This window comes from Nocardia asteroides (genome assembly GCA_019930625.1).
In the GTDB taxonomy this organism is placed as follows: Bacteria; Actinomycetota; Actinomycetes; order Mycobacteriales; family Mycobacteriaceae; genus Nocardia; species Nocardia sputi.
On record CP082844.1, the window covers coordinates 2,316,043 to 2,341,096 of the forward strand.

The 25,054-nt window shown below is 67.6% G+C and carries 25 protein-coding genes; 13 read left to right on the forward strand and 12 right to left on the reverse strand.

Annotated features, from left to right (window positions below):
* Positions 1 to 23: 23 nt before the first annotated feature.
* Entirely contained in the window at positions 24 to 482 is a 459-nt protein-coding gene (locus tag K8O92_10460; GenBank protein UAK34245.1) for an SRPBCC family protein, read from the reverse strand.
* A 252-nt stretch (positions 483 to 734) separates the two neighbouring features.
* On the opposite strand from K8O92_10460, the gene K8O92_10465 reads away from it, so the two are divergent.
* Positions 735 to 1,082: a sporulation protein gene (locus tag K8O92_10465; GenBank protein ID UAK34246.1), complete on the forward strand. Its 348-nt coding sequence runs from the start codon at positions 735 to 737 to the stop codon at positions 1,080 to 1,082.
* A gap of 116 nt (positions 1,083 to 1,198) precedes the next feature.
* Here the strand turns inward: K8O92_10465 and K8O92_10470 are convergent, their stop codons facing one another.
* Together K8O92_10470 and K8O92_10475 are read right to left on the reverse strand one after the other, a co-directional pair.
* Positions 1,199 to 1,390, reverse strand: a complete 192-nt coding sequence (locus K8O92_10470) for a DUF1918 domain-containing protein (protein UAK34247.1) — start codon at positions 1,388 to 1,390, stop codon at positions 1,199 to 1,201.
* Between the two features lie 65 nt (positions 1,391 to 1,455).
* Positions 1,456 to 2,049, reverse strand: a complete 594-nt coding sequence (locus K8O92_10475; protein ID UAK34248.1) for a TetR family transcriptional regulator — start codon at positions 2,047 to 2,049, stop codon at positions 1,456 to 1,458.
* Positions 2,050 to 2,108: 59 nt separating this feature from the next.
* Here K8O92_10475 and K8O92_10480 point away from each other — a divergent pair, with 59 nt between their 5' ends.
* Positions 2,109 to 2,684 carry a dihydrofolate reductase family protein gene (locus tag K8O92_10480; protein ID UAK34249.1) on the forward strand — a complete coding sequence of 192 codons (576 nt, stop codon included), beginning with the start codon at positions 2,109 to 2,111 and terminating at the stop codon, positions 2,682 to 2,684.
* 31 nt (positions 2,685 to 2,715) lie between these two features.
* Positions 2,716 to 3,291, forward strand: coding sequence for a dihydrofolate reductase family protein (locus K8O92_10485; protein ID UAK34250.1), 576 nt, complete (start codon positions 2,716 to 2,718; stop codon positions 3,289 to 3,291).
* Positions 3,292 to 3,346: 55 nt separating this feature from the next.
* On the opposite strand, the gene K8O92_10490 is transcribed toward K8O92_10485, so the two are convergent.
* Positions 3,347 to 3,760, reverse strand: a complete 414-nt coding sequence (locus tag K8O92_10490) for a secondary thiamine-phosphate synthase enzyme YjbQ (protein ID UAK34251.1) — start codon at positions 3,758 to 3,760, stop codon at positions 3,347 to 3,349.
* Between the two features lie 164 nt (positions 3,761 to 3,924).
* Here K8O92_10490 and K8O92_10495 point away from each other — a divergent pair, with 164 nt between their 5' ends.
* The 5 genes from K8O92_10495 (at position 3,925) to K8O92_10515 (ending at position 7,866) form a co-directional block, all read left to right on the forward strand.
* On the forward strand, positions 3,925 to 5,190 hold the full coding sequence (locus K8O92_10495; GenBank protein UAK34252.1) for an aspartate kinase: 1,266 nt from the start codon (positions 3,925 to 3,927) through the stop codon (positions 5,188 to 5,190).
* A gap of 3 nt (positions 5,191 to 5,193) precedes the next feature.
* Positions 5,194 to 6,228, forward strand: a complete 1,035-nt coding sequence (locus K8O92_10500; protein UAK34253.1) for an aspartate-semialdehyde dehydrogenase — start codon at positions 5,194 to 5,196, stop codon at positions 6,226 to 6,228.
* Positions 6,229 to 6,375: 147 nt separating this feature from the next.
* Entirely contained in the window at positions 6,376 to 6,624 is a 249-nt protein-coding gene (locus K8O92_10505) for a type II toxin-antitoxin system prevent-host-death family antitoxin (GenBank protein UAK34254.1), read from the forward strand.
* Entirely contained in the window at positions 6,621 to 6,878 is a 258-nt protein-coding gene (locus K8O92_10510) for a Txe/YoeB family addiction module toxin (protein ID UAK34255.1), read from the forward strand. Before K8O92_10505 ends, K8O92_10510 begins: the two co-directional genes overlap by 4 nt.
* Before the next feature lie 64 nt (positions 6,879 to 6,942).
* The gene (locus K8O92_10515) at positions 6,943 to 7,866 is read left to right on the forward strand and encodes an aminotransferase class IV (protein UAK34256.1); all 924 of its coding nucleotides are present in this window, start codon (positions 6,943 to 6,945) and stop codon (positions 7,864 to 7,866) included.
* Positions 7,867 to 7,882: 16 nt separating this feature from the next.
* On the opposite strand, the gene K8O92_10520 is transcribed toward K8O92_10515, so the two are convergent.
* On the reverse strand, positions 7,883 to 9,232 hold the full coding sequence (locus K8O92_10520; protein UAK34257.1) for a beta-lactamase family protein: 1,350 nt from the start codon (positions 9,230 to 9,232) through the stop codon (positions 7,883 to 7,885).
* A gap of 129 nt (positions 9,233 to 9,361) precedes the next feature.
* Entirely contained in the window at positions 9,362 to 10,621 is a 1,260-nt protein-coding gene (locus tag K8O92_10525) for an APC family permease (protein UAK34258.1), read from the reverse strand.
* Between the two features lie 120 nt (positions 10,622 to 10,741).
* On the opposite strand from K8O92_10525, the gene K8O92_10530 reads away from it, so the two are divergent.
* On the forward strand, positions 10,742 to 11,200 hold the full coding sequence (locus tag K8O92_10530; GenBank protein ID UAK34259.1) for a hypothetical protein: 459 nt from the start codon (positions 10,742 to 10,744) through the stop codon (positions 11,198 to 11,200).
* Positions 11,201 to 11,306: 106 nt separating this feature from the next.
* Here the strand turns inward: K8O92_10530 and K8O92_10535 are convergent, their stop codons facing one another.
* Positions 11,307 to 11,717 carry a hypothetical protein gene (locus K8O92_10535; GenBank protein UAK35599.1) on the reverse strand — a complete coding sequence of 137 codons (411 nt, stop codon included), beginning with the start codon at positions 11,715 to 11,717 and terminating at the stop codon, positions 11,307 to 11,309.
* Between the two features lie 617 nt (positions 11,718 to 12,334).
* Between K8O92_10535 and K8O92_10540 the strand changes: the two genes are divergently transcribed.
* Together K8O92_10540 and K8O92_10545 are read left to right on the forward strand one after the other, a co-directional pair.
* Positions 12,335 to 12,760: a transcriptional repressor gene (locus K8O92_10540; GenBank protein UAK34260.1), complete on the forward strand. Its 426-nt coding sequence runs from the start codon at positions 12,335 to 12,337 to the stop codon at positions 12,758 to 12,760.
* A gap of 64 nt (positions 12,761 to 12,824) precedes the next feature.
* The gene (locus K8O92_10545; GenBank protein ID UAK34261.1) at positions 12,825 to 14,294 is read left to right on the forward strand and encodes a catalase; all 1,470 of its coding nucleotides are present in this window, start codon (positions 12,825 to 12,827) and stop codon (positions 14,292 to 14,294) included.
* Between the two features lie 161 nt (positions 14,295 to 14,455).
* On the opposite strand, the gene K8O92_10550 is transcribed toward K8O92_10545, so the two are convergent.
* Entirely contained in the window at positions 14,456 to 14,851 is a 396-nt protein-coding gene (locus K8O92_10550) for a hypothetical protein (GenBank protein ID UAK34262.1), read from the reverse strand.
* A gap of 752 nt (positions 14,852 to 15,603) precedes the next feature.
* On the opposite strand from K8O92_10550, the gene K8O92_10555 reads away from it, so the two are divergent.
* Complete coding sequence (locus K8O92_10555; protein UAK34263.1) at positions 15,604 to 16,830, forward strand: cytochrome P450; 1,227 nt, start codon at positions 15,604 to 15,606, stop codon at positions 16,828 to 16,830.
* An 8-nt stretch (positions 16,831 to 16,838) separates the two neighbouring features.
* Entirely contained in the window at positions 16,839 to 17,429 is a 591-nt protein-coding gene (locus K8O92_10560; GenBank protein ID UAK35600.1) for a TetR/AcrR family transcriptional regulator, read from the forward strand.
* A gap of 130 nt (positions 17,430 to 17,559) precedes the next feature.
* On the opposite strand, the gene K8O92_10565 is transcribed toward K8O92_10560, so the two are convergent.
* The 4 genes from K8O92_10565 to K8O92_10580 all read right to left on the reverse strand — a co-directional run bounded on the left by K8O92_10565 (position 17,560) and on the right by K8O92_10580 (position 25,014).
* Positions 17,560 to 18,798 carry an FAD-dependent monooxygenase gene (locus K8O92_10565; GenBank protein UAK34264.1) on the reverse strand — a complete coding sequence of 413 codons (1,239 nt, stop codon included), beginning with the start codon at positions 18,796 to 18,798 and terminating at the stop codon, positions 17,560 to 17,562.
* Positions 18,799 to 18,960: 162 nt separating this feature from the next.
* Positions 18,961 to 20,688: an allophanate hydrolase gene (gene atzF, locus K8O92_10570; GenBank protein ID UAK34265.1), complete on the reverse strand. Its 1,728-nt coding sequence runs from the start codon at positions 20,686 to 20,688 to the stop codon at positions 18,961 to 18,963.
* Positions 20,689 to 24,294: an urea carboxylase gene (gene uca, locus K8O92_10575; protein ID UAK34266.1), complete on the reverse strand. Its 3,606-nt coding sequence runs from the start codon at positions 24,292 to 24,294 to the stop codon at positions 20,689 to 20,691.
* A 12-nt stretch (positions 24,295 to 24,306) separates the two neighbouring features.
* Positions 24,307 to 25,014, reverse strand: coding sequence for a GntR family transcriptional regulator (locus K8O92_10580; protein UAK34267.1), 708 nt, complete (start codon positions 25,012 to 25,014; stop codon positions 24,307 to 24,309).
* Positions 25,015 to 25,054: the final 40 nt, after the last annotated feature.

Genomic DNA, 25,054 nt, shown 5'->3' on the forward strand with positions numbered 1-25,054 from the left:
GCAGAGCGCAGCGTCGCGGTCGCCTATACGGGTTGATAGGTCTCCGTTTCGGGGAACCGCTCGGCGAAATCGATGAAGCACTCCACGACCACTTCGTTGGCCTTGCGGAAAGTGCGTTTGACGAGAAATCCGGGAACCGGGAGGGGCAGATAGAGTTCGACGTGGTACCAGACGTGCGTGCCGTCGACGCTGTCGGACACTTCGAAAAAGCCGCCGCCACGCACGCCCCTGGTGCTGTCGGCGACGATCCAGGAGGACCGGTCGTCGGTCCAATCGTATTCCAGCACTTGCAGATCCGAGCTGCCGAGCAGCTCCGCCTTGACGAAGACGCGCCTGGGCCTGCGAAGCGCGTCGCGTGTCGCGACCCGGACATCACTGTAGGAGGTCGACCATTCCGGGAGCGATTCGACGGCCGTCAGAGCGTCCATGACCTGTTCGGGATCGGTGTCGACGAAGAATCGGATATCCGTTTTGGTGCGCATGGCATACTCCCGACCCCCGGTTGGACAAGTCGGCCGATTGTCTCCGCGCTTTGACGGGTTCGTCAACCTGACTGTGCCAGACCGATTCTCGGCTAACCGGATAACGTGCCGTTATCAGGTCGAGATCGGGGATCGGCAACCGCGGGAACAACTTCCGAGTGGAAGGATGCGGCCGATCGGGGCTCGTGCGCCTACCATCGAGCCCTAATGGACGCCGGTTTCCGGCGTCCTCGGTCCGGGCGGGAGGTTGTGATGAAATACGCCGAACTGCTGGCACAGGCGCGGGATGTGATCACGGTGCGCCGGGTCTACGGAGACCCCTACGAATCCGGCGGGGCGATCGTCATTCCCGCCGCCTCGGTCCGGGGCGGCGGTGGTGGCGGTGGGGGCGGCTCGAACGGCGCGGACGGAGAGGGCGAAGGTGAAGGCGTGGGCTTCGGGGTGAGCGCCAAGCCCGTCGGCGCGTACGTGCTACGCGACGGTCAACTGACCTGGCACCCCGCCGTGGACGTCAACGCGATCATCGAAACGGCAGGCAAGGTGCTGGTCGCGGGGCTCATCGCCCTGGCGCTGACGCGCTTGGGCAGGCGACGCGCCTAGCGGGCGACCGGACGCCCGCGCCGGGCCGAGCGAAGGCAGCCGCCGACGCTCGGCCCGGCGCGACGTTCATCTCGGGGCGACGTTCATCTCGGGGCGGCGTTCATCTCAGGGCGCGTTCATTCCGACGTGGCGGGCTCGACGATGGCGTCGGGCCCTGGATACACCAGCGACTCGTGACCGTCCGAGTAACGCACCACGTAGGGTGGCGTCCCGTCCGGCCCGCGGACCTCGATGATCTCGGCCAGGTGATCCACTTCTCCCACCACGTGTCCGTGCACGCAGAGTCGATCTCCTACATGTGCCATCATCGCCCCATTATCGAACGCCAGTGGTGTGCGTCACAACCGTTCGCGCAAGGTGCGCCCGATCCGATTCAGTCCTCCGCGCCGATGACGCGCTCGACCGCGGCTTCGATCAATTCCAGGCCCTGTTCCTCGGTGAACACTCCAGGCAGTGTGAGCCGATCGACGATCAGCCAGTTCAGCGCGAGGTAGAGCAGCAACACCGATTTCTCGTCGCCGGGCAGCCCCGCCTCCAGGTGGTTGCGCACGTTGTACTCGATGTCCTCGCGCACCCGGGCGGTCAGCACCTCGCGCAACTCCGGTCGCCGGGTCGCCTCCAGGCGCAGTTCGAGCAGCGCCAGGTAGCCGGTGCGGAAGGCCTCGATGCGTCCGGCCGTCTCTTTCATCAATTCCAGGATGTTCGCCCGGGTCTTGGGACCCTCGGTCAGCTGGGCGATGGTCGCTTCGCTCGGCTGTAGCCGCTCGTAGAACCGCCTGCCCGCATGGGTGAGCAGGTCGTCGCGGTTGGCGAAGTAGTTGGATGCCGTGCCCACCGGTACCTGGGCCTCCTTGTCCACCGCGCGGAAGGTCAGTCCCCGTGCGCCGTCGCGCGCGAGGATTTCGATCGCGGCGTCGACGAGCGCCTGTCGTCGTTCCGGGTTGGTCCGCACTTGACACCACTCCATTCGTAGTACTACATTTCAGATCACTACGGACAGAGTACAACGAGTTAGGCGGTATGGGTATGCGAAAGCTTGTCTACTACATAGGTATGTCCGTGGACGGTTACATCGCCGGCCCTGCGGGGGAGTACGACTTCTATCCGTACGACGACGAGATGGCGGCCTGGATCAACGCCTCGTACCCGGAATTCGTGCCGAGCCATGTCCGCCCGCACGCGGGGATGCCGGTGGACGAACCGAACAAGCGCTGCGACAGCGTCGTGATGGGTCGCGGCACCTACGATCCGGCCTTGGCCATCGGCGTGACCAGCCCGTACGCGCACCTGAAGCAGTACGTGGTGTCCAGCACGCTCGGGCGGATCGATGACCCGGCCGTCGAGCTGGTCGACGGCGACCCCGTCGAGTTCGTGCGGGAGTTGAAGCGGGCCGAAGGCGGGGACATCTGGCTCGCGGGTGGCGGCAAACTCGCCGCCGGACTGCTCGGCGAGATCGATGAAATGATCCTCAAGTGCTACCCGGTCGTCGCGGGCGCCGGCGTACCTGTCTTCTCCGGCGCGTTCCGTCCTACCTTGTTCACCCCGGTGCAGCGCAAGGAGTTCGGCAACGGCGCGCAGGTCGTTCGGTTCACGCGGGCCTGACCCTCCGGCTTCCTATTCGATAAGGATTCTCATGCGAGAACTCGTCTACTTCGTCGGGCTCTCACTCGACGGCTATATCGCTGGGCCGAATGGTGAGGTCGACTTCTACCCGCTCGTCGATGACATGTGGGCGTGGCTGCGCGCGGAGTACCCCGAGACGCTGCCCACCCACGTGCGGCCGCATGTCGGCCTCGCCGTGGACGCGCCCAATCAGAAGTTCGACACGCTGGTCATGGGGCGCGGCACCTACGATCCGGCCTTGGCCATCGGTGTGACCAGCCGCTATGCCCACATGAAGCAGTACGTGGTGTCCAGCACGCTGGGCCGGATCGATGACCCGGCCGTCGAACTGGTCGAGCGCGACCCGCTGGGGCTGGTCCGCGAGCTGAAGCAACGGGACGGGATGGACATCTGGCTGGCGGGCGGCGGCAAACTCGCCGCCGCGCTGCTCGAGGAGATCGATGAACTCGTGATCAAGAGCTATCCGGTCGTCGCGGGCGCCGGTGTGCCCGGCTTCGCCGGCGAGTTCCATCCGACGACGTTCCGGCCGACCGAGCGCATCGAGTTCGGCAACGGTGTTCAGGTCAGCTGGCTGACCCGCGCCTGACGTCCGGGTGAATGCGGGGTGTCGGCCTCCGTGGTTGCACGGACACCGGTCGAGGTCAGCCCGCGTCGGAGAGGAACGACAGCCGCACCTGCCGGTCCGGGTTGTCGACATTGAGATCAACCAGCGCGATCGACTGCCAAGTGCCCAGGGCGAGCTTTCCGTCCAGGACGGGGACGGTGGCGTACGGCGCGATCAGGGCGGGCAGAACATGCGAGCGCCCGTGCCCACGCGAGCCGTGCGCGTGCCGCCAGCGGTCGTCGGCGGGCAGGAGATCGCGCAGTGCGGCCAGCAGGTCGTCGTCGCTGCGCGCGCCGAGTTCCATGACCGCGATCCCGGCGGTGGCGTGCGGTACGAAGACGTGCAGCAGCCCGTCGCCGCCCGCTGCGCGCGCGAAAGTCGCGCACTGCGGCGTGATGTCCTGTACCACTTCTCTGTGGCCCGTTCTCACCTCGAGCAGCGTGCTCTTCATGCGCCCATCGTCCCTCATCCGAGGCGGGCCGTGCGGGGCGACCGGGATGGGATGCGGCTGTGGGGTTTTCCACAAGCCGGGTAGGTAGCGGCAAAACTCCTGGCCCCGGGCCGGTAGTCTGAATGACTGTTACCAGTTTGTTGTCGATCTTGGAGGACCCTGTCGTGGCTCTCGTGGTTCAGAAGTACGGAGGATCCTCGGTGGCGACCGCCGAGCGTATCCGGCGCGTCGCTGAACGGATCGTGGAGACCAAGAAGCAGGGCCACGATGTGGTGGTCGTCTGCTCCGCCATGGGTGACACCACCGACGAGCTGCTCGATCTCGCTCAGCAGGTGGCGCCGTCGCCGCCAGCCCGCGAGATGGACATGCTGCTCACCTCCGGTGAACGCATCTCCAACGCGCTGGTCGCCATGGCCATCCATTCCCTCGGCGCCGAGGCCCGCTCGTTCACCGGCTCGCAGGCGGGCGTGATCACCACGGGCGCGCACGGCAACGCGAAGATCATCGACGTGACCCCCGGCCGCGTCCGCGCCGCCCTGGACGAGGGGCTGGTCGTGCTGGTCGCCGGTTTCCAGGGCGTGAGCCAGGACAGTAGGGACGTCACCACGCTGGGCCGTGGCGGCTCCGACACCACCGCAGTCGCGTTGGCCGCCGCCCTGCAGGCGGACGTCTGCGAGATCTACACCGACGTGGACGGCGTCTTCACCGCCGATCCGCGGATCGTGCCCGACGCGCAGCGGCTCGAGCAGGTCTCCTACGAGGAGATGCTGGAATTGGCGGCCTGCGGCGCCAAGGTGCTGATGCTGCGCTGCGTCGAATACGCCCGCCGCTACAACGTGCCCGTGCACGTGCGCTCGTCCTACACCGACAAGCAGGGCACCTACGTTTACGGATCGATGGAGGAGATCCCCTTGGAGCAAGCAATCCTCACTGGCGTCGCGCACGACCGCAGCGAGGCCAAGGTGACCGTGGTCGGGCTGCCGGACGAGCCGGGTTACGCGGCCAAGGTGTTCCGCGCCGTCGCCGACGCGGAGATCAACATCGACATGGTCCTGCAGAACATCTCGAAGGTCGAGACCGGCAAGACCGACATCACCTTCACGCTGCCCAAGACCGAGGGCGCCCGCGCGGTGGAGATGCTGACCAAGCGTCAGTCCGAGATCGGCTTCTCCCAGGTGCTCTACGACGACCACATCGGCAAGGTGTCGCTGGTCGGTGCGGGCATGAAGAGTCACCCGGGCGTCACCGCCACCTTCTGTGAGGCGCTGGCCGAGGCGGGCGTGAACATCGACTTGATCTCCACCTCGGAGATCCGGATCTCCGTCCTGGTCAAGGACACCGAACTGGACGAGGCGGTGCAGGTGCTGCACAAGGCATTCGACCTGGGCGGCGACGAGGTCGCGGTCGTCCACGCCGGAACGGGGCGATAAGTCATGGGAGTGCGCGTAGGAGTCGTCGGCGCGACCGGACAGGTCGGCGCCGTCATGCGGAAACTGCTGGACGAGCGCAATTTCCCGGCCGACGAGCTGCGGTTCTTCGCCTCCGCCCGTTCGGCGGGCAAGACGCTGCCGTGGCGCGGCCGCGAGATCGTGGTCGAGGACACCGAGACAGCCGATCCGTCCGGGCTGGACATCGCGTTGTTCTCGGCGGGCGCCACCATGTCGCGCGTGCAGGCGCCGCGGTTCGCCGCGGCGGGCGTCACGGTGATCGACAATTCCTCGGCGTGGCGCAAGGACCCCGAGGTTCCGCTTGTGGTGAGCGAGGTCAACCCGGAGCAGACCCGCAACTTGGTCAAGGGCATCATCGCCAATCCGAACTGCACCACCATGGCGGCCATGCCGGTGCTCAAGCCGCTGCACGACATCGCCGGCCTGCGCCGCCTGATCGTTTCCAGCTACCAGGCGGTCTCCGGCAGCGGCTTGGCCGGTGTCGAGGAGCTGGCCGGACAGGCCCGCGCGGTGATCGCGGACGCCGAGCAGTTGACCCACGACGGTCGCGCCGTCGACTTCCCCGCCCCGCACAAGTACGTCGCGCCGATCGCGTTCAACGTGCTTCCGCTGGCTGGTTCGCTGGTCGACGACGGCTCCGGAGAGACCGACGAGGATCAGAAGCTGCGCAACGAGAGCCGCAAGATCCTCGGCATCCCGGATCTGGCGGTGAGCGGCACCTGCGTGCGCGTACCGGTCTTCACCGGCCACTCGCTGTCGGTGAACGCCGAATTCGCCGAGCCGCTGTCGGTCGAGCACGCCAAGGAGATCCTGGCCAAGGCGCCCGGCGTGAAGCTGGTGGACGTGCCGACCCCGCTCGCCGCGGCGGGCATCGATGATTCGCTCGTCGGCCGCATCCGCCAAGACCCGGGTGTGCCGGACGGTCGCGGGCTCGCGCTGTTCATCTCGGGCGACAACCTGCGAAAAGGCGCTGCCCTCAATACCATCCAGATCGCCGAAGTGCTGCTCAGCGAGCGCTGAGAATTCCTCGATCGAACGGGCCGCGGGATTCCCGCGGCCCGTTCGTCGTCGTGGACCTGGTCGGCCGAACGGCGCTCGTGGCCGCTTCTGTCGCAGTAGACCTAGCAACAGTGGTACCATATTTCGTACTACTGGCCAGGAGGGATCATGGCTGCCGCGATTACCGCTAGTGAGGCGCGCAAGAATCTATTCCCCTTGATCAGGAAGGTCAACGAGGATCACGACACAATCGAGATCGTGTCCAAGGGGGGGAACGCCGTGTTGATATCCAAGGAAGACTACGACTCGCTGATGACGACCGTGGAGTTGTTGAGCGGGCGTGACGGGGCGCGGCTACGCCGATCGATTCAGGAACTCGAGGGTGGTGGCGGCGTCGTACGCGACCTCATCGAATGAAGGTCGTTTTCTCCGAGTCCGCTTGGGAGGAATATTCGGCGTGGCTGCAGCGCGACCGGCTTGTTTTGAAGAAGGTCAATGTGCTGATCAAAGCCATTCTGAGCGACCCCTTCGAAGGCATCGGTAAGCCCGAGCCGTTGAAGCACGACCTGTCGGGCTATTGGTCACGCCGGATCACGCAGGAGCATCGCATCGTCTACCGGGTCGTCGACGATGCGATATGGATTGCCAAGGTCGGCAAGCACTACGACTGACGCCTGTATGGTCCCCCCCGAAAACGTCTCGCTCGTCGCGTAGCGCGGCTGTTAGCCTGCGCCGATGGCTTACCCTCATCCTCACGTGTATCTCGGCGACCGGATTGTCGCGGCTGACGCGGCCACGGTCGGCGTCGCATCGTCGGCGGTGTTGTACGGACTCAGTGTCTACACCGTCTTCCCCGTGCACGTGGATGGGGCAGCGCGTACCGCCTTCCGACTGGACGATCACTTCCGTCGGCTCGAGGAATCCTGCAAGATCATCGGGATCGATCGGTTCGCGGCGGAGTGGGATTACGAGCGGTTCCGCGCGGCGGTTGTGGAGCTGATCGCGACCAACGCTCCCCGTGAGGACGTCTTCGTCCGGGCGACCGTCCACGTCGTCGAGTCCATTCCGGGCACGCGGGTGCGCGGGTGCGCGATTCGGATGAGCATGTTCGTCTACGACGCCGTGCCCATCGTCCCGCAGAACGGCATGCGGTTGAAGTCCAGTCCGTGGCGGCGCATTCCGGACAACGCGATTCCGTCCCGGGCGAAGGTCAACGGGGCATATGTGAATTCGGTTCTGGCCAAGCAGGACGCGATCGACAGCGGCTACGACGACTGCGTATTCCTCGATGGCAACGGACACGTCTGCGAACTCAGCGCGGCCAATATCTTCCTCGTCCGCGGCGGCACGCTGATCACCCCCGATGTCTCCTGCGACATTCTCGACGGCATCAATCGCAGGACCGTGCTCACTTTGGCGGCCGAAGACGGCATTCCGGTGGTGGAACGCACCGTCGATCTCACCGAGTTGTACATCGCCGACGAAGTCTTCGTCACCGGAACGTCGGCAGGCGCGGCGCCGGTCGTCGAGGTGGACGGCCGTGTGGTCGCGAACGGCGTGCCCGGCCCGATCTCCCAGGTGCTGCGCAAACGCCACCATGCGGCATTGCGCACCGACGAGATGCACGGCTGGGTCACGAGGATGTCCGCGGCCGGGTAGTCCACGGCGAGGCGGCTCAGCGAATGCCCGGGGTGCGCGGATCGGGTCCGAGACACACCAGGATGGCGCAGCCCGGCGGGGTGTTGGCGAACGGCGGGTCCAGCGGCTGATTCAGGCAGGCGAAGACGTTGCAGCCCGGATAGGCGGCGGGCCCGATGCCGAACACCGCGATCAAGATGTCCGTGTCGATGAAGCGGCGGGGATCGAGGCGCAGCGGCGGCTCGACGTAGGGGCCCGGGTCGGGCACGGGCCTCTCGTCGAACGCGTCGAACAACCTGCGGAAGAACTCGTAGGGCAGTTCCTGCGTGTTCTGCACGACGCCCGACAGGCCCTGGCTGCTGACGTTTCCGAAGACGCCGGTCCAGACCACCGTGAGATCGAGACTCGGGATGACGAAGACGTTCTGCATCCCCAGTCCCGCCATCGCGTACACATCGTCGGGCAGGAAGTCGGCGATCTCGGCGCAGCCCGCTCCGAGCCAGAACAGGTATCCGTAGCATTCGTTCGTGGGTGAGGGCGTGCGGGCCATGCGCAGATAGTCGGCGGAGACGATCCGCTCTTCGCCCCAGCGCCCGTCGTTGCCGACCAGGAGTCCGAGCTTGGCGAAGTCGTTCGGCGGAATCATCAGGTGCGCGTAGCCGTAGGTGTGCCCCGAGCGGTCCTTCGCCCAGAAGTAGTCGCCGCGGGGAATGCCGAGCGGATCGAACAGCTCCCGCTGCGCGAATTGTTGCAGTGGTTCGCCGACGGCCAGTTCCAGCACGTAGGCCAGCAGGTCGACGTTGCGCTGGCTGTAGGTGAAGACGGTGCCCGGCGGATTGTCCAGCGGCACACCGAGCGCCTGCACCGCGCTGTCCGGGTCGATCGGAATCACGCCGGTGATGCCCTCGGTCAGCACACCCACCCGCATGCCGGAGGTTTCGGTGAGCAGATCTTCGGCGGTGATCGACCGGTGCTCCGCGTCGCCGAGCCGCGCGGGGAGGTACCGGTCTATCGGTGCGTCGAGATCGAGTTTGCCCTGATCCCAGGCGATTCCGGCGAGCAGGGAGACGACGCTCTTGGTCGAGCTCCAGATGTTCCACGCCACATTGCCGGTCTGGGCGTTGGTCGGCCCCTCGCCGATGAGACAGTTGTGCCGGAACACCTGCACGTTGAATCGGTTTCGTCCGGCCGCGAACGTCATCGCGTCGCGCACCTTCGTGGAATCCAGCCCCACTTGTTCCGGTGCCGCGCGTTCCAGATCGCGTCCCGAGGTGACCGCGCACCGCACGTGGTCGTCAGGCGCGGCGACCGCGTTCGCGGCGAAGAGATTGCCCGCCACCAGCGAAACCGCCGCGATTCCCGCCAGGAATCCACCGAAACGCCCCATGCGCAAAAGGCTAGCGCTCTGCGGCGGATTCGCGCGGTCAACAGGCGGGGTTCGTGGCGGGAAACTGGACATCCGATTCGCGCATCGGTCCGGAAACGGACTCCATCGCCTGCCGATCGGCATGAGCGGTCAGGGGGATGATGGGGCTTCTCGACCGTAGCGCTTGCCCGATACGTACAACGCAGCGCCGATGACGAGCGCACCCAGACCGGAGAGGACGGAGCTGACGGGCAGTGAGAACCCGACCACGACGCAACCCACCGCGCCGACCGCTGGGATCCATCGGGGTGGGCGATTCTCCTCCACAGTCAGCGTGGCGGCGCAGATGTTGGCGATCAAGTAGTAGAACAGCACCGTGAACGAGGAAAAGCCGATTGCCGCGCGCAGATCGAAGAGCGCCGCGACCACGGCGACGATCGCGCCGACCACCAGCTCCGCGTGGTGTGGCACCCCGAATCGCGGATGCACGGCCGCGAGCGCACTCGGCAGATAACGGTCTCGTGCCATCGCGAGCACCGTGCGGGACACACCGAGGATCAACGCGAGCAGCGAACCGGCCGTCGCGAGCACCGCGCCGATCCGCACCACCGGTGCGGCCGCGGGAACGCCCGCCTCGCCGACCAGTCGTGCCAGCGGATCGGTTGCCTGTGCCAGGCCCGCGGAGCCGAGCACACTCAGCGCCGCCACCGCCACCAGCGCGTAGACCGCGAGGGCGAGTCCGAGCGCGATCATGACGGCGCGGGGAATCGTGCGCTCCGGTTCGCGCACCTCTTCACCGAGCGTGGCGATGCGGGCGTATCCCGCGAACGCGAAGAACAGCAGTCCCGCCGCCGTGAGGACGTCGCGGGGACCGATCCGGTCGGGCAACGCCGTTGCCGCCGAGTGCGTTCCGGACAGCCCGATCACGATCACCCCGGCGAGCACGGCGAGTACCGCCGCGACTATCACCCGAGTCGCGACCGCCGATTTCTGCACCCCCGTGTAGTTGAGGGCGGTAATCGCCACCACCGCGCCAACCGCCACGGCATGCGCCTGATCGGGCCATGCGTAGCTACCGACGGTCAGCGCCATCGCCGCACACGAGGCAGTCTTCCCCGCGACGAATCCCCAGCCCGCGAGATATCCCCAGAACGGTCCCAGCCGCTCCCGCCCATACACATACGTCCCCCCGGAGACGGGATACCGTGCAGCCAGCCGCGCCGACGACATCGCGTTGCAGTAGGCCAGCACCGCCGCCACCGCGAGCGCCACCAGCAACCAGCTCCCGGCCGAAGCCGCCGCCGGCGCCAGCGCCGCGAAGATACCCGCCCCGATCATCGACCCCAACCCGATGACCACCGAATCGGTGAGCCCGAGCCGCCGATGCAAGGTTCCATCCTGCGACGCCATGAGCAGCATCCTTCCGCATCACGCGCGCCACCGCAGAGCGAACTCGGCTCGATGAAGACCGCACCGTGCTCGGCCGAAACGAGTCGCCGCCGGGTGGTCTCGGCTCAGTACGCTCGTCGGATGATTGCGTGCGACGGTCTGTCCACTCGACCTCTCGACGCGAAAGAACTGCGCGAGTTCCTGCGGCGATGCTTCGCGGTCCCCGACTCGGAGATCTTCGTCAGCAGCGACGACCTCGTAGACGAGGCGCTCCGGAACGACCCCCGAGATGGCCCCTTCGCGGTCTTCTGCACTTATCGCCCGGTCGGCGGCGACTTCGCTGCGTCGTTCTCGATCAGTGCGGACCCCTCCACATCCGACCGGGCCGCGCTGGACAACTGGGAGCTGGTCGCCCTGCTCGCCGCACAACTCGGCAGCGAGATCCTGTGCGGCTTCGGCGACGAGCCGCAACCATGGTTGTGGACACTGACCCGATCCGACGGCGCCCGCGTGCTGGTCCACCTCGACGAAGACTCCGACGGCGCCCCTGCGTGCCCGTGCCGATACGTCCACCGCAGGGTCGAATCGCTCCACTCCTGACCCGCACATTCTTCCGGACGCGGCAGGCGCGACAAGCCCGTCACCGACCCACCAGCGGTTGTCGGCCAGCCTTCGAGTTCGGTGACCGGCGTGCGTGTCGATCGCCTTACGGTACGGCGATTTCCGTGGAGGCCGGGAGATTCGGCTTGTCGGTTCGCACGGTGAGCCGGACCCGTCCAGGGCCGGTGTCGGCGAGCACGATCGCCGGTGACAAGCGCTGGCCTGCCGGGATGAAGCGGCTGATGCTGCCGGTCTGGCCGGTGTCGAGGTTGTGCCAATCCACGATCGCCGTCACGTCGCAGGCGAGCAGCTGCGGTCCCCACTCGCCTACGGGTGAAAAGCCCTGCGTGATGCGCAATACCACCGAATGCACGGCCCCGGGGGCTTCGGAGTACTGGTAGAGGGGGCCGTCGAAGGCGGTCGCGCCCGTCGACAGGATGGCGGCGCACACGCCGTTCCCGAGTGTCAAGACCGGATTGAGGTTGAAGTCGGTCTTGGCGCAGGTGCGCGGTCCCACATTCGACCACCCCAGCTGGCATGGTTCACCGGCGTCGGCCGTGACGGGCGCCGCGACGGCCATACCCGCGCCGAGGAACGCGGCGACGGCGGTACTGAACAACGTGCGTTTCATGATCGATTCCCCTCATTGCCCATATATCGGTCATAGCCACTGTAGGAGTTCCTATGCGGCGGATCGGGTTCAGAGGCAGGCGTCGCATTCGAGCCGGCTTCGACCTCACTGACTGACGCGCGGCGGGCGAGATTTGACGAGTGTGCGGGATGCGAAGAAATGACAGCGCCGCCAGGTCCGAGAGGTCCTGGCGGCGCTGGAAGCTCGGACGCCGTCCGGCGTCACGATGGGCGTCGACATCCCACAAGCGCCTCTCGGCGGGTGGTCGCTCGTAGCGACGAAGGGGTGCGGCCCGGGGCTGTCCGGACGCCGACAGGGGGTTCAACCACGAGGTCTCCGAACCTATTCCAGTGCGAATTTGTGATGCTCGCCACTTCGCGTCGTCATCGTTCGAGGTTGCCCCTCCCGTTGCGGCCTGTCGGCGCGATCCGGGCTCCGCACTTTTCTTGAGTAGTTCCAGACTATTTTCTTGACTTATTACAGAAAAGGATCAGACTCGAAGCATGCACACCAACGGCGCCGCCCCACGCGAGTGGCTGCGCGCAGCGGGTTTGCGGGTCACCGCCCCGCGCTTGGCGGTACTGAACGTGGTCGCGCAGCGGCCGCATTCGGATGCCGACACGGTGGCTGCCACCGTCCGGGAAGCGCTGGGATCGGTCTCCACGCAGGCCGTCTACGACGTCTTGCACGCTTGCGTGCGCGCCGGGATCCTGCGGCGGATAGAGCCAGCGGGCTCGTCCGCGCTGTACGAGACCCGGATCGGTGACAACCACCACCATCTGGTGTGCCGAAGCTGCGGTGCGGTCGCCGACATCGACTGCGCCGTGGGATCAGCCCCATGTCTGGCCCCTTCGGACGCTAACGGATTCGTGATCGATGAAGCCGAGGTCGTGTTCTGGGGACTATGCCCGACCTGCCGTTCCGAGTAGCGGTCCACACCTTGACGCCCCGGGCAGCCCTCCCGGGACGATGTTCACCAGCCGAGGAGTCCGTATGACCAAGCCGACCACCACGAACACCGGAATTCCGGTGGAGAGCGACAACGAATCACTCACCGCGGGAGCGCAAGGCCCCATCCTGCTGCATGATCACTACCTCATCGAGAAGCTGGCACACTTCAACCGCGAGCGGGTGCCGGAGCGCATCGTGCACGCGAAGGGCTCGGGCGCCTACGGTGAGCTGGTCGTGACCAACGACGTCAGCCGGTACACCAAGGCCAAGCTGTTCCAGCCCGGTGCGCGCACGGAGTCGCTGGCGCGCTTCTCCACGGTGGCCGGTGAGCAGGGCAGCCCGGACACCTGGCGGGACCCGCGCGGTTTCGCGGTGAAGTTCTACACCGAGGACGGCAACTACGACCTCGTCGGCAACAACACCCCGATCTTCTTCATCAAAGACCCGATCAAGTTTCCCGACTTCATCCGGTCGCAGAAGCGCCTGCCCGGCAACGGTCTTCGCGACCACAACATGCAGTGGGATTTCTGGACCCTGCGTCCGGAGAGCGCCCACCAGGTCACCTGGCTGATGGGCGATCGCGGCATCCCGAAGACCTACCGGCACATGAACGGCTACGGTTCGCACACCTACCAGTGGATCAACGCCGCCGGTCAGCGCTTCTGGGTCAAGTACCACTTCAAAACCGACCAGGGCATCGAATTCCTGACCCAGGCCGACGCCGACCGGATCGCGGGCGAGGACGCCGACTACCACCGCAAGGATTTGTGGGAGGCGATCGAGCGCGGCGACTTCCCGAGCTGGACGGTGTACGTGCAGGTCATGCCGGTGGCGGAGGCCGAGGGTTACCGGTTCAACCCCTTCGACCTGACGAAGGTGTGGTCGCACAAGGATTACCCGCTGATCGAGGTCGGCAAGTGGACGCTGAACCGCAACCCGGCCAACTACTTCGTCGACATCGAGCAGGCCGCGTTCGAGCCGTCGAATGTCGTGCCGGGCATCGGTTTCTCGCCGGACAAGATGCTGCTCGGCCGGGTCTTCGCCTACGCCGACGCGCACCGTTACCGCATCGGCACCAATTACGCGCAGCTGCCGCCGAACCAGGCCAGGGCGGCGGAGGTTAACTCCTACTCCAAGGAGGGCGCCATGCGGTATCACTACAACGACCCGAATGTGCCGGTGTACGCGCCGAATTCGTTCGGCGGCCCGCACGCCGACCCCGAGCGCGCCCCCGACGGCGGCATCTGGGACTTCGATCCGACCATCGTGCGGGCGGGCTACATCCAGCACGCCGAGGACGGTGACTTCACCCAGGCGGGCACCCTCGTGCGCGAGGTGCTCGACGAGGCGCAGCGCGAGCGGCTGGTGAACAACATCGTCGGCCACGTACTCGGCGGTGTGCGGGAACCGGTGCTCAGCCGGGTCTTCGAATACTGGAAAAACGTGGACACCGACCTCGGCAAGCGCGTCGAGGAGGGCGTGCGCGCCGGGCTCGAGAGCTCGAAGGGCTGATCCATCCACCGAAGGCAGGTGCGCCGAAGCGTGCACCTGCCTTCGGCGTGTCCGGCCGGACCGGAGATAGCCGTAGACAGTCTCCGGTGAATCGCCCGACCGAAACCGCGACTCGGCGTCGCGCCCGCATCCGCCTTGCCGGATCGGGCCCAGCCGCGGTGTCACGCGTTGTGCGTGGGCGCCGCCAAGGCGGACTCGGACGCCTTGGCGACCTCCATGTCGATCTCCTGAATCTGGAGTGTCACGCCGTCCGGATCGACGACCCGCACGCTGCGACCGAAGTCCTCGTCATGGATCTCGTAGTCGTAGCCTCGATCGTGCAGGCGTTTCGCGACCACTTCCAGCTTCTCGTCGGTCGCGAATCCGAGTTCGACGGATCCGGCCGGTCGCCCCTTCGACACCCTGAAATCGTGCAACCCGACCGCGCCGGCGTCGCCCGAGAGTTCAGCCCAGACGTCGAGGCTCGCCTCCGGATCGAGCGCCAGTCCGAGACCGGCGTAGAACTTCCGACACGCTTCCACGTCCGCGACGTACCTGATGGGCAGGACCCTGAGCATCTTCACCACTCCTTCTCGGAACACTCGGGACCGAGTATGGAGCCACCCCCGTGCGTGTGGGCCTTGCTGTCGGGGAATACGCCGGGATCCGGCACGCAACGCGGTCGACATGACGGATTCCGTCACGGCGCGCAGTCGAGCGAGAATTTCTACGACCTTATGTAGTGGACCTGGCCGGACCGGCGGCCAGGTTCGCTCACCTACAGCAGGCCCCACCAGTAGAGCAGGCTGGCCAGAATCCAGACCACCACGGTTTCCATCGTCGCTCCCAATCTCCTTGGCGCACTTGTCACCATCATCCCGTGATCCGGGGCCGTGCGGTAGGCGTTGGGCGGGTCACCAGTTGGTAAAGCTCTCTCACCTGCGGATTTGATCTTGCAAGGTGTTTTTAAGTGCGCGCTAAGCCCGCGCCTGCATTGTTTGTCCCACGGGCGGGACAAGCCCAGCACCACAGGTGCGAACCGGGGAACGACCTGTCTCGAGGGGTGACAGGTCGGACTTCGGGGGCGGTGTCCGCCGGGCCGGTCTACGAGGGGTGGCCGGCCCGGCGGGCCCGGGTCGCGGAGCGGTCGCTCACGCCGGCTCTTCCTGGAGCTGACCGGCAACGAGTTGCCGCTGCCGAAGGTAACCCACGAGCGGGCGGCACCGGGTCCGAAGGGGTATGGAATCAGCTCGGCCGACTGGAGGGCATCGGCCCGGCCCATCTGAAACCTGTTCTAGACAGTTGTCGTATTTTGTCTTACTGTCGATACATGGTTAACGTGGCGTATCGGACGGCTCCGGTTTTCGAACTTCGTTCCGGACCCACCTGGGTATCGCCGTGGGAGATGTACGCGGCGCTGCGTGCGCACGATCCGGTGCAGCACGTGGTACCGGCCGCGCGACCGGAGAACGACTACTGGGTGCTCACCCGGCACGAGCACGTGTACGCGGCGGCGCGCGACAGCGAGACGTATTCCTCGCGCGACGGGCTGACGGTGGAATACGGCGAACTCGACGAACTCGGCCTGACCGACAATCCTCCGCTCGTGATGCAGGATCCGCCGCAGCACACCGACTTTCGCCGGTTGGTCGCTCGCGGGTTCACGCCGCGCCAGGTCGAGGAGGTGGAACCGGTCGTGCGCCGATTCGTCCGCGAACGGCTGGACGACATCGCGGCCCGAGGCGGCGGTGACATCGTCGAGCTGCTGTTCAAGCCGCTGCCGAGCATGGTGGTGGCCTACTACCTCGGAGTGCCCGAGCGGGATCGGGCGAGGTTCGACGGGTGGACCGACGCCGTCGTCGCAGGCAGCATCGAGCGGACGAACGCCACAGCGCAGGCGGCATCGGCGGAGATGATGGGTTACTTCGCCGAGCTGATCAAACGCAGGCGCGCCGAACCGGGCGAGGACACCGTGTCACTGCTGGTCCAGGCGGGGATGGCCGCCGACGACGAGGACGTGCGCGGGCTGGTGCAGATTCTCGCCTACACCTGGACCATGGTCGCGGGCGGAAACGACACCACGACCGGCTTGCTGGGCGGCGCCGTGCAACTGCTGCAGCAACATCCGGACCAGCGTGCCGCGCTCGCCGCGGAACCGGACCGGATTCGCGTCGCGGTGGAGGAGTTCGCCCGGCTCACATCGCCGGTGCAAGGGCTCGCGCGCACCGCGACGCGCGATGTCGAACTGGCCGGAAAGACGGTGCCCGCCGGGCGCAAGGTGCTGCTGGTGTTCGGGTCGGCCAACCGGGACGAAGAGGCGTTCGGCGCCGACGCCGCCCACCTGGACATCGATCGGAATCCGCAACGCATCCTCACCTTCGGGCACGGACCGCACCACTGTCTCGGCGCGGCCGCCGCGCGGATGCAGGCCCGGGTGGCATTGGAGGAACTGCTCGATCGGTTCCCCGAGTACGTGGTCGACATCGACGCGGTCGAGTACGCGAACGGCCCCTACGTTCGCAGGCCGACCACTGTGCCGTTCCGGTGCACGGCGTGACCACCCGCATGAGGGGCGATTGGCTGGCCGACGGCCGCGCCGAGTTGGCCGGTGAGCGCATCCTCGACGCGGTGCGCGCGTTGTTCATCGACAGGGGCGTCAGCGGAGTCGGCATGGCCGAAGTCGCCGACGCCGCGGGCTGTTCCAGGGCGACGCTGTATCGCTACTTCGAGAATCGGCAGGCGCTCTACCTGGCCTTCGCGGGCCGGGAGGCGCGTCAGCTGGTTGAGCGGGTGTGGCGCGCTCAGGCGGTCCCGACCAGCGCGGAGCCGGGGGAGCGGTTGCTCGACGTGTTGACCGCGCTGCTGGCAGAGGTTCGCAAGACGCCGCACTTGGCGGTCTGGTTCGAGCCGTCCAACGCGGGGATCGTGGCTCGGCTGGCGAATTCGCCTGGGGTGGTCGACGCGCTCGCCACGGACTTCGTCGCCGGGTTCCGTCCCGGGCTGCCCGCGCTCTCCGCCAGAAGGGTCGGTCAGTGGGTGGTGCGGGCGATGGTCTCGCTGCTGACGCTGCCCGGCGCGGGCGAGGACGAGGAACGAGCGATGCTGCGCAACTTCGTGCTGCCGTTCCTGCTGGATGAGCGGACCGTTGTCGACTGACCGGTCGCGCCGCACGATTCTCCGCTCCTGGGACTCGGACCTTCGCGTCCACGGTGTGGATCCCGGTAACGTCATCGACCGGAGCCGCGCGGAACTCCGGTCGAAACACGAGCCCGACGGCTCGCGGGACTCAGCTGCGTGCGGTCACCACCGCGTAGTCGGGCAGATCGTAGCTCTCGGTCTTGCTCAGCATTCGCATCATGACCGGTCGCATCGCCTTGGACATCATCAGCCTGCTGAGGGTGTAGCCCGCGCGAATGCCCAGGCGGGACTTGGGCGTCATCGCCCTCAGGCCGCCGGGCGGCAACTGCTGGGCCGTCGTCACGAAGGGGCGCAGCACCTCTTCGTAGCGTGCCAGGCCCGCTCCGGGATTGTCGGCGCGCGCGGCGAGTTCACCGGCGAGAACATACGCGCCCACCAGCGCCATCGCTGTTCCCTGCCCGGTGAGCGGTGAACCGCAGTATCCCGCGTCGCCGAGCAGGACCACCCGGCCACGGGACCAGCTCGGCATGTCGATCCGGGCCAGTTCGTCGAAGTAGAAGTCGGGCGCCTCGGACATCGCCGCCGCGATGCGAGCGGACTCCCAGCCGCCGCCGGCCAAGCGGTCGCGGATGAACCTCTGCTGGGCTGCGACGTCTCGGCGCAGCGCCGGGTTCGCCGCGGCGCGGATCACGACGAGAGCTTTGCAAGTGGCCGTGTCGGCGTCAGGGCGCATACCCACGCCGGTGGCCCCTAGCAGCGAATGCATCGTGAACCAGTGCGGCTCCAAATCCTCCGGCCGCGGCAGCGTGAAGAACGACATGTATCCGCCGAGATACGTCGAGAACTGCTCCTCGGGCCCGAAAACCATCCGGCGGGTGGCGGAGTGCAGACCGTCCGCGCCGATCACGACGTCGAACCGCTCGACGGCGCCGGAGGCGAATGTCACGTCGACACCCGCGTCGTCCTGCCGCAGCGCGGTGATCCACTCGCCGTACCGGTAGTCCACCCCGCCCTCGGCGGCGAGCAGGTCGAGCAGCACCTGGCTGAGATCCCCGCGGGTGATCTCGATTTCGGCGACCCCGCCTTTGCCCTCGAACAACTCGGCGGACATGCGGAGGATCTCGCGGCCCTCGTCGTCGACGTACCTCATGCCGCGCTCGTCGAGCTGATATCCGCGGATGCCGGGCATCATGCCCATCCGCTCGGCCACCTCCCGGCTCGGCCCGCGCAGGTCGACGGCCTGTCCACCGGGCCGCGGCGCAGCGGCCCGCTCCACCACGGTGGCCGTGATACCGGACCGGAGCAGTTGCAGCGCAACGGCATTGCCGCCGATGCCACCGCCTGCGACGAGCACGCGGAGCTGGCTGCTTACGGACTTGGGGCTCATGGCTTCCTCGACTCCCACTGGGTTGACCGAATGTCTCAGACATATGTCTAACATGAAACTGGCACAAATGTCTAGTACAAATGTCTAATCAGGCGGACCGAAAAATGGCCCATGGTGGCGAGGAAACTCCTCGCGCCCATGGGCCACGGCGAGGCGCGGAAACTACGCGCTCTGCCGCAAGTACCTCCGCCAGCTCGCGTAGTGGGTGATGTCGGTGGCGGCGCCGGCGGCATCGTGGGTGCAGGTGAAACCGACCACGTCGCGGCCGTCGGCGAGCTCGATGCTGGTCAGCGCCATGGGTGCGGGAAGCTCGGCGAGGAAGGCGCCCAATCCGGCGGTGGAGAGGCGGAAGAGTTCGCCCTCGATCGCAGCGCCCCGGCCCGGCCCGTGCCGCACCAGTCCGGGCTTGGGCGGGCTGGTGTCCAACGCGGTCAGGCGGTAGGCGTCGGTGGTTCGGATGCCGCCGAGGAAGCGGGCCCCGAGTCGCTCGAGCTGCCAGTGCAGTGGCTGCCCCCTCAAGTGCGCCCCGAAGACGGCCAGGTCGACGCCCCGCTCGACCAGCAGCGGCGCGCTCTCGAGGCCCACCAGGCGGGCGGCGAGGTCGACGGCGACCTGATCGGCGAAGGCGGGGGTGACCACCATGACTCCGAACGGCGCGGCGTCGGCGGTCGGTGCGCCGGGCACGGCGACGGCGGCCATGTCCAGCAGATTGCAGAAGTTGGTATAGGTGCCCATCCGGCGGTTGATCCCGATCGGATCGGCTCGCACCGCGGCGATACTCGGATGCTCGGTGGTCGTCGGCAACAGCAGTGCGTCGAAGCCGTGCAGCAGTTCGGCCGCCGCCGCCTTCGCGCGGGCCAGCGTATCGAGGTCGGCGGCGAATGACGGGCCGGTCTTGTTCCGCGCCGCGCCGATGATGGCGGCAACCGTGGGATCGGCTTCCGCGGGTCCGGTATCCAGGAACGCGCCGACCGCGGCGTAGCGTTCGGCGACGATCGCGCCGTCGTAGAGCAGCAGCGCCGCATCGAGCAGGACGGAGATGTCGATTTCCTCGGCTTTCGCGCCGGTGTCGGCTACCGCGGCGACGGTGCGGGCGAACGCATCCCGATACGGCGCGCTGAGCGTGACCAGATCGTCGGCACGCGGTACGGCGATGCGCGGCGCGAGCGGGGCGGCCAGCAGGACGTCGGCGGGCCAGGTCCGGCTGCGCGGGTCGCGCGGTTCCGGTCCCACCATCACCGCGGCCGCGGCCACTGCCAGGTCGAGATCGGCCGCGAAGACTGTCACGGCGTCGAAATCCGCACAGGCGGGCACGGTTCCGTGCGCGGGGATCACCCCCAGCGTGGCCTTGATGCCGACTATCCCGTGCAATGCGGCCGGCACGCGGCCGGAACCCGCCGTGTCGGTGCCGATTCCGATGTCGGCGACGCCGAGCGCCACCGCCGCGGCGGAACCGGAACTCGACCCGCCCGACACCAGTTCCGGGTCGAGGGCGTTGCGAACCGCGCCGTACGGGCTGCGCGTGCCGACCAGCCCGGTGGCGAACTGGTCCAGGTTCGTCTTGCCCAGCACCAGAGCGCCCGCCGCGGTCAGCCGTTCGATCGCCGCCGCGGTGACCTCCGGCAGGTAGGCGAACTCCGGGCAGGCCGCGGTGGTGGGCAGGCCTGCCACATCGATGTTGTCCTTGACCGCCACCAGGAGTCCGGCCAGCGGCAAGGAATCTCCGGCGGCGAGCCGCCGGGCGAGGGCGGCCGCTTCGGCGGCGACCTCGGCTTGCGGTCGCAGCGTGATCCACACCTCCGGCCGATCGACTTCGGCGATCCGCCGATAGGCGGCCGCGACGCGTGCGACGGGGTCGGTTGACGTGCTGCCCAGGACGCCTGCGGCCATTCAGTCGACTCCGATCACTACTAGTGGCGTCCCCGGCTCCACCTTGGCCCCGGGGGCGGTCAAAACCTTCAGCACGGTGCCCGCGCGGGGACTGTGCACTGGTAGTTCGAGTTTCATCGCCTCCAGGACCGCGACCGGCGCACCGGCCGTGACCTTTTGCCCCGGCCGCACTTCCACCCGCCAGACATTGCCGATCATCGGCGCGGTCACCACGGTCGCGTCGGCGGGCAGGTCGGCCAAAGGCTCATCGATCGGTGCGGCGACGGGTGCGACGGTGGTGCGTTCGAATTCTCCCGCTGCCCGCCACGCGGCCTTCTCCGCCTCGAACGCGGCGGCCTGCCTGGTCTCGAACTCGGCGATGGAGTCGGCCTCGTTCCGCAGCAGCCGCATATGGTCGGCGAGCGCGAAATTGCCCTCGCTCACCTCGGCGTCGAACCTGCCCGCCTCGGCCGCCGCGCGATATTCGAGTAACTGATCCGCGCCGACCGGCTCCCATACGACGCGATCGAAGAATCGGAACAGCCAGGGCGTGCCCGCTTCGAACGGCGCGGACTGCCGGTAGCTGGACCAGATCGGCACCGTGCGGCCGATCAGCTGGTAACCGCCCGGGGAGGCCATGCCGTAGACGCACAGGTACTTGCCGCCGATGCCGACGGCGTCGGACGGGGTCCAGGTGCGCGCCGGGTTGTATTTCGTGGTGACCAGGCGGTGTCGCGGATCGAGTGGAACCGCCAGCGGCGCACCGAGATACACGTCACCCAGTCCCAGCACCAGATATTCGGCGTCGAACACGGCGGTACGCACGTCCTCGACGCTGTCGAGCCCGTTGACGCGCCGGATGAATTCGATGTTGGACGGCAGCCAGGGCGCCGTGTCGCGCACACCGCTGCGGTAGCGGTCGATCGCTTCGGCGATGGACGGGTCGTCGAACGACAGCGGTAGCCGGATGGTGCGGCTCGGCACCACCAGATCGGTCGTGGCGGGCAGCGCGAGTTCGAGTTCGGCCAACGCACCGAGCAAGCGATACCGCGGCAGCACCTCGGGGTCGAAGTGGATGTGCAGGGAGCGGACGCCGGGGGTCAAGTCGAGTATGCCGGGCAGCCGGGCGCCCGCGAGGGCTTCGGCCAGCGCGTGCACCCGCATGCGCAGCCCGAGATCGAGCACCATCTCGCCGTATTCGACCAGGATGTTGTCGTCCCCGCCGCGCAGGTACCGCACCTGCGGACGGTCCTGTCGCGCTTCCACGCCGCCGAGAATGCCTCGGTCACGCAGGGCCGCGCGGGAGTCGGTGACCAGATCCGGCACGCGGCTGCTGCCGGACGCCCGCAACGCCGCCGCCTTCTCGTCGTCGACCGGTACGAAGCGCACCGAGTCGCCGGGACGCAACTGGCCCATCCGCCAGCGATGCGCGGACACCACGGTCAGCGGGCAGGCGAAGCCACCGAGGCTGGGGCCGTCGGGTCCGAGCAGGATGGGCGTGTCGCCGGAGACGTTCAGCGCGCCCACGCTGTAGGGGTTGTCGTGCAGATTGGACGGGTGCAGCCCGGCTTCGCCGCCGTCGGTGCGCGACCAGGCCGGCTTCGGGCCTTCCAGCCGGATGCCGGTGCGGTTGGCATGGCTGCCGACCCGCCACGGGTGCGTGCAGAACTGAGTCATGTCGGCGTCGGTGAAGTACGCGGGCGAGGTCTGCGGACCGACACCGACCGCCAGCTGCCAGTCGTGGGTGAATCGCGGCCGGTCACCCGGCGGCACGGCGGCGGGAGTGCCGAGTGCGTCGGTCGGGGCGATGCCGAGTACGTCGCCGGTGGCCACCGCTTTGCCGGTCACACCGCCGAAGCCGCCGAGGGTGAAGGTGGCCGCACTGCCGTGATAGAGCGGCGCATCGATGCCGCCGCGCACCGCCAGATAGGTGCGCAGACCGGTGTCGGTGGGTGCGCCGATATCCAGCACCGCGCCCGCGGCCACGGTGACGGGCTCCCACATGGCCACCGGATGGCCGTCCACCGTGACGGGCGTCGGCGCACCGGTGACGCACACGACGGTGGTGTCGGAAAAGTGCAATCGCGGCCCCTGCAGAGTGCATTCGAGTGCTGGGACACCGATCGGATTGCCGACCGCGCTGTTGGCGAGGGTGAAGGAGAGATCGTCCATCGGACCGGACGGCGGAATGCCGACCTGCCACAGTCCGATTCGGCCGGGGTAGTCCTGCACCGTGGTCATGGTCCCGCCGCGGAGCACGTCGATGCGGCGGCCGACCGGGCGGATGTCGGCGAGTGTGGTGGTGGTGTGCTCGATACGCAGCACCCGGCCGTCGCGGGCGGCTCGGCGCAGTTGCGGCAGATTCGTCTGCACGCCGTAGACACGGGTCGCGGTGAGCGCGGTGCGCAACGCCGCGAAGGCGTCCGCGCGGCTCGCGCCGGAGCTGATCACCTTGGCCAGGAGCGGATCGTAATACGGACCGACATCCGAGCCGGTGGCGATCCACGTGTCGACCCGGACGTCGTCCGGGAACCGCGCTGCCGTGACCAGACCCGCGCTCGGGCGGTAATCGTGGCCGGGATCTTCCGCGTAGACGCGCGCCTCCACGGCATGGCCGGTGATCGGCGGCCCGCTGTCGGGCTGTTCGTCCACCATCGAAGTGTCGCCACCGGCCAGGCGCAGCATCCATTCCACCAGGTCGACGCCGGTGACCGCCTCGGTGACCGGGTGCTCGACCTGAAGGCGGGTGTTCATTTCCAGGAACGACGCGGTGCCGTCGTCGGCGTCGTAGACGAACTCCACCGTTCCGGCCGAGCGGTACCCGACCGAACGGGCGAGTTCCCGGGACACGGAGAGCAGGCGCTCGGACAGTTCCGCGGGCAGTCCCGGCGCGGGCGCCTCCTCGATCACCTTCTGGTTGCGGCGTTGCAGCGAGCAGTCCCGGGTGCCGAGGCTGATGACGCGGCCGTGCCCGTCGCCGAACAGTTGCACCTCGACGTGTCTGGCCCGTGCGACGAAACGTTCCAGGAAGACACCGGTCGAACCGAAGTTGGCCGCCGCGATGCGCCGCACGCGCTCGTAGGCCGCGCGCACCTCGTCCGCGCCGAAGCACGCCCGCATACCGATGCCGCCACCGCCGCCGACCGCCTTGAGCATCACCGGGAACCCGATCCGATGCGCCTGCGCCACCGCGTGATCGGCCGAATCGAGCAGGTCGCTGCCCGGCACCAGCGGCACGCCGACGGCGCGTGCGGCCGCTCGGGCGGTGTGCTTGTCACCGAAAACGCGCAGTTGCTCGGGCGTCGGTCCGACGAACGCGATTCCCGCGCCGGACACCGCGGTGGCGAAATCCGCGTTCTCCGAGAGGAAACCGTAGCCGGGGTGAATGGCGCCCGCTCCGGTCGCCAGCGCCGCCTCGACCACCAGGTCGGCCCGCAGATAGGACTCCGCCGCCGGGCCCGGACCCAGATGCACCGCGACGTCGGCCATTTCGACGTGCGCGCCACCGACGTCGGCATCGGAGTACACGGCGACCGTCTTCAGGCCGAGCGCCTGGGCCGTCCGCATGACGCGGCAGGCGATCTCGCCGCGGTTGGCGACGAGCACCGTATCGAAGCTGAGCCCCACAACCGCTCCTTGCTAGTCCGTGGCCAGCGACATGGCCGCGATCGCGCGGGTGACCCGTTCGAGCACCACATCCAGCGATTCACCGATGTGCGTGTGCAGCAGCCGATAGGCGAGCGGGAGGTCGTCGGCCAGAACGGCCTCCAGGATGCCCAGATGCTCGGCGATGGTGGTCTCGATCCGGTTGTTGACCATGAAGTCGTACATGCGCACGTGACGAATGCGGGAGTTCACCGCTTTCAGCGCCCGCACCATCTCGGTGTTGCCCGCCGCGGTGAGCAGCGTGACGTGGAATTCCTCGTCGCGAACCACGAAACCGGGCTCCTGTTCGGGCGGGTCGGCGCGCAGCTCGAGCCACGCGGCGCGCTCGGACTCCAGCAGCTCCCGATCGTGCGTGACCGCGGGATTGGTCATCACGCGCTGAAGACCGCCCAGCTCCAACGTGATTCGCAGCTCGTACAGGTCGCGGATCAGTGGAATGCTGGGCCGCACGGGGCTGAAGCCGTATTCTTCTCGCTGTAGTAGTCCATCCGAGCACAGGACGGTCAGCGCTTCGCGGATCGGCGTGCGCGAGATGCCGAATCTGGCCGAGAGTTTCGGCTCGGTCAGCCGCTCACCGAACTTGATGTCCCCGTTCATGAGCTCGCTGCGCAGGGCCGCGTACACCACGTCGCGCAGCGGTCTGCCCGCCGCGTCCGCCAGAGTGGCTATCCGTGTCGACATGGCTGTATACGCTATTGACCTCGAATTTCGGTGACGTGTC

Excerpts from the sequence above, each read along its gene's own strand:
- K8O92_10545 (UAK34261.1), top strand. The coding sequence starts at position 12,825 with ATGACCAAGCCGACCACCACGAACACCGGAATTCCGGTGGAGAGCGAC.
- K8O92_10560 (UAK35600.1), top strand. The coding sequence starts at position 16,839 with ATGAGGGGCGATTGGCTGGCCGACGGCCGCGCCGAGTTGGCCGGTGAG.
- K8O92_10525 (UAK34258.1), bottom strand. The coding sequence starts at position 10,621 with ATGGCGTCGCAGGATGGAACCTTGCATCGGCGGCTCGGGCTCACCGAT.
- K8O92_10505 (UAK34254.1), top strand. The coding sequence starts at position 6,376 with ATGGCTGCCGCGATTACCGCTAGTGAGGCGCGCAAGAATCTATTCCCC.
- K8O92_10515 (UAK34256.1), top strand. The coding sequence starts at position 6,943 with ATGGCTTACCCTCATCCTCACGTGTATCTCGGCGACCGGATTGTCGCG.
- K8O92_10510 (UAK34255.1), top strand. The coding sequence starts at position 6,621 with ATGAAGGTCGTTTTCTCCGAGTCCGCTTGGGAGGAATATTCGGCGTGG.
- K8O92_10565 (UAK34264.1), bottom strand. The coding sequence starts at position 18,798 with ATGAGCCCCAAGTCCGTAAGCAGCCAGCTCCGCGTGCTCGTCGCAGGC.
- K8O92_10485 (UAK34250.1), top strand. The coding sequence starts at position 2,716 with ATGCGAGAACTCGTCTACTTCGTCGGGCTCTCACTCGACGGCTATATC.
- K8O92_10480 (UAK34249.1), top strand. The coding sequence starts at position 2,109 with ATGCGAAAGCTTGTCTACTACATAGGTATGTCCGTGGACGGTTACATC.
- K8O92_10550 (UAK34262.1), bottom strand. The coding sequence starts at position 14,851 with ATGCTCAGGGTCCTGCCCATCAGGTACGTCGCGGACGTGGAAGCGTGT.
- K8O92_10470 (UAK34247.1), bottom strand. The coding sequence starts at position 1,390 with ATGATGGCACATGTAGGAGATCGACTCTGCGTGCACGGACACGTGGTG.
- K8O92_10460 (UAK34245.1), bottom strand. The coding sequence starts at position 482 with ATGCGCACCAAAACGGATATCCGATTCTTCGTCGACACCGATCCCGAA.
- K8O92_10580 (UAK34267.1), bottom strand. The coding sequence starts at position 25,014 with ATGTCGACACGGATAGCCACTCTGGCGGACGCGGCGGGCAGACCGCTG.
- K8O92_10465 (UAK34246.1), top strand. The coding sequence starts at position 735 with ATGAAATACGCCGAACTGCTGGCACAGGCGCGGGATGTGATCACGGTG.
- K8O92_10490 (UAK34251.1), bottom strand. The coding sequence starts at position 3,760 with ATGAAGAGCACGCTGCTCGAGGTGAGAACGGGCCACAGAGAAGTGGTA.
- K8O92_10555 (UAK34263.1), top strand. The coding sequence starts at position 15,604 with ATGGTTAACGTGGCGTATCGGACGGCTCCGGTTTTCGAACTTCGTTCC.
- K8O92_10530 (UAK34259.1), top strand. The coding sequence starts at position 10,742 with ATGATTGCGTGCGACGGTCTGTCCACTCGACCTCTCGACGCGAAAGAA.
- atzF (UAK34265.1), bottom strand. The coding sequence starts at position 20,688 with ATGGCCGCAGGCGTCCTGGGCAGCACGTCAACCGACCCCGTCGCACGC.
- K8O92_10500 (UAK34253.1), top strand. The coding sequence starts at position 5,194 with ATGGGAGTGCGCGTAGGAGTCGTCGGCGCGACCGGACAGGTCGGCGCC.
- K8O92_10475 (UAK34248.1), bottom strand. The coding sequence starts at position 2,049 with ATGGAGTGGTGTCAAGTGCGGACCAACCCGGAACGACGACAGGCGCTC.
- K8O92_10520 (UAK34257.1), bottom strand. The coding sequence starts at position 9,232 with ATGGGGCGTTTCGGTGGATTCCTGGCGGGAATCGCGGCGGTTTCGCTG.
- K8O92_10540 (UAK34260.1), top strand. The coding sequence starts at position 12,335 with ATGCACACCAACGGCGCCGCCCCACGCGAGTGGCTGCGCGCAGCGGGT.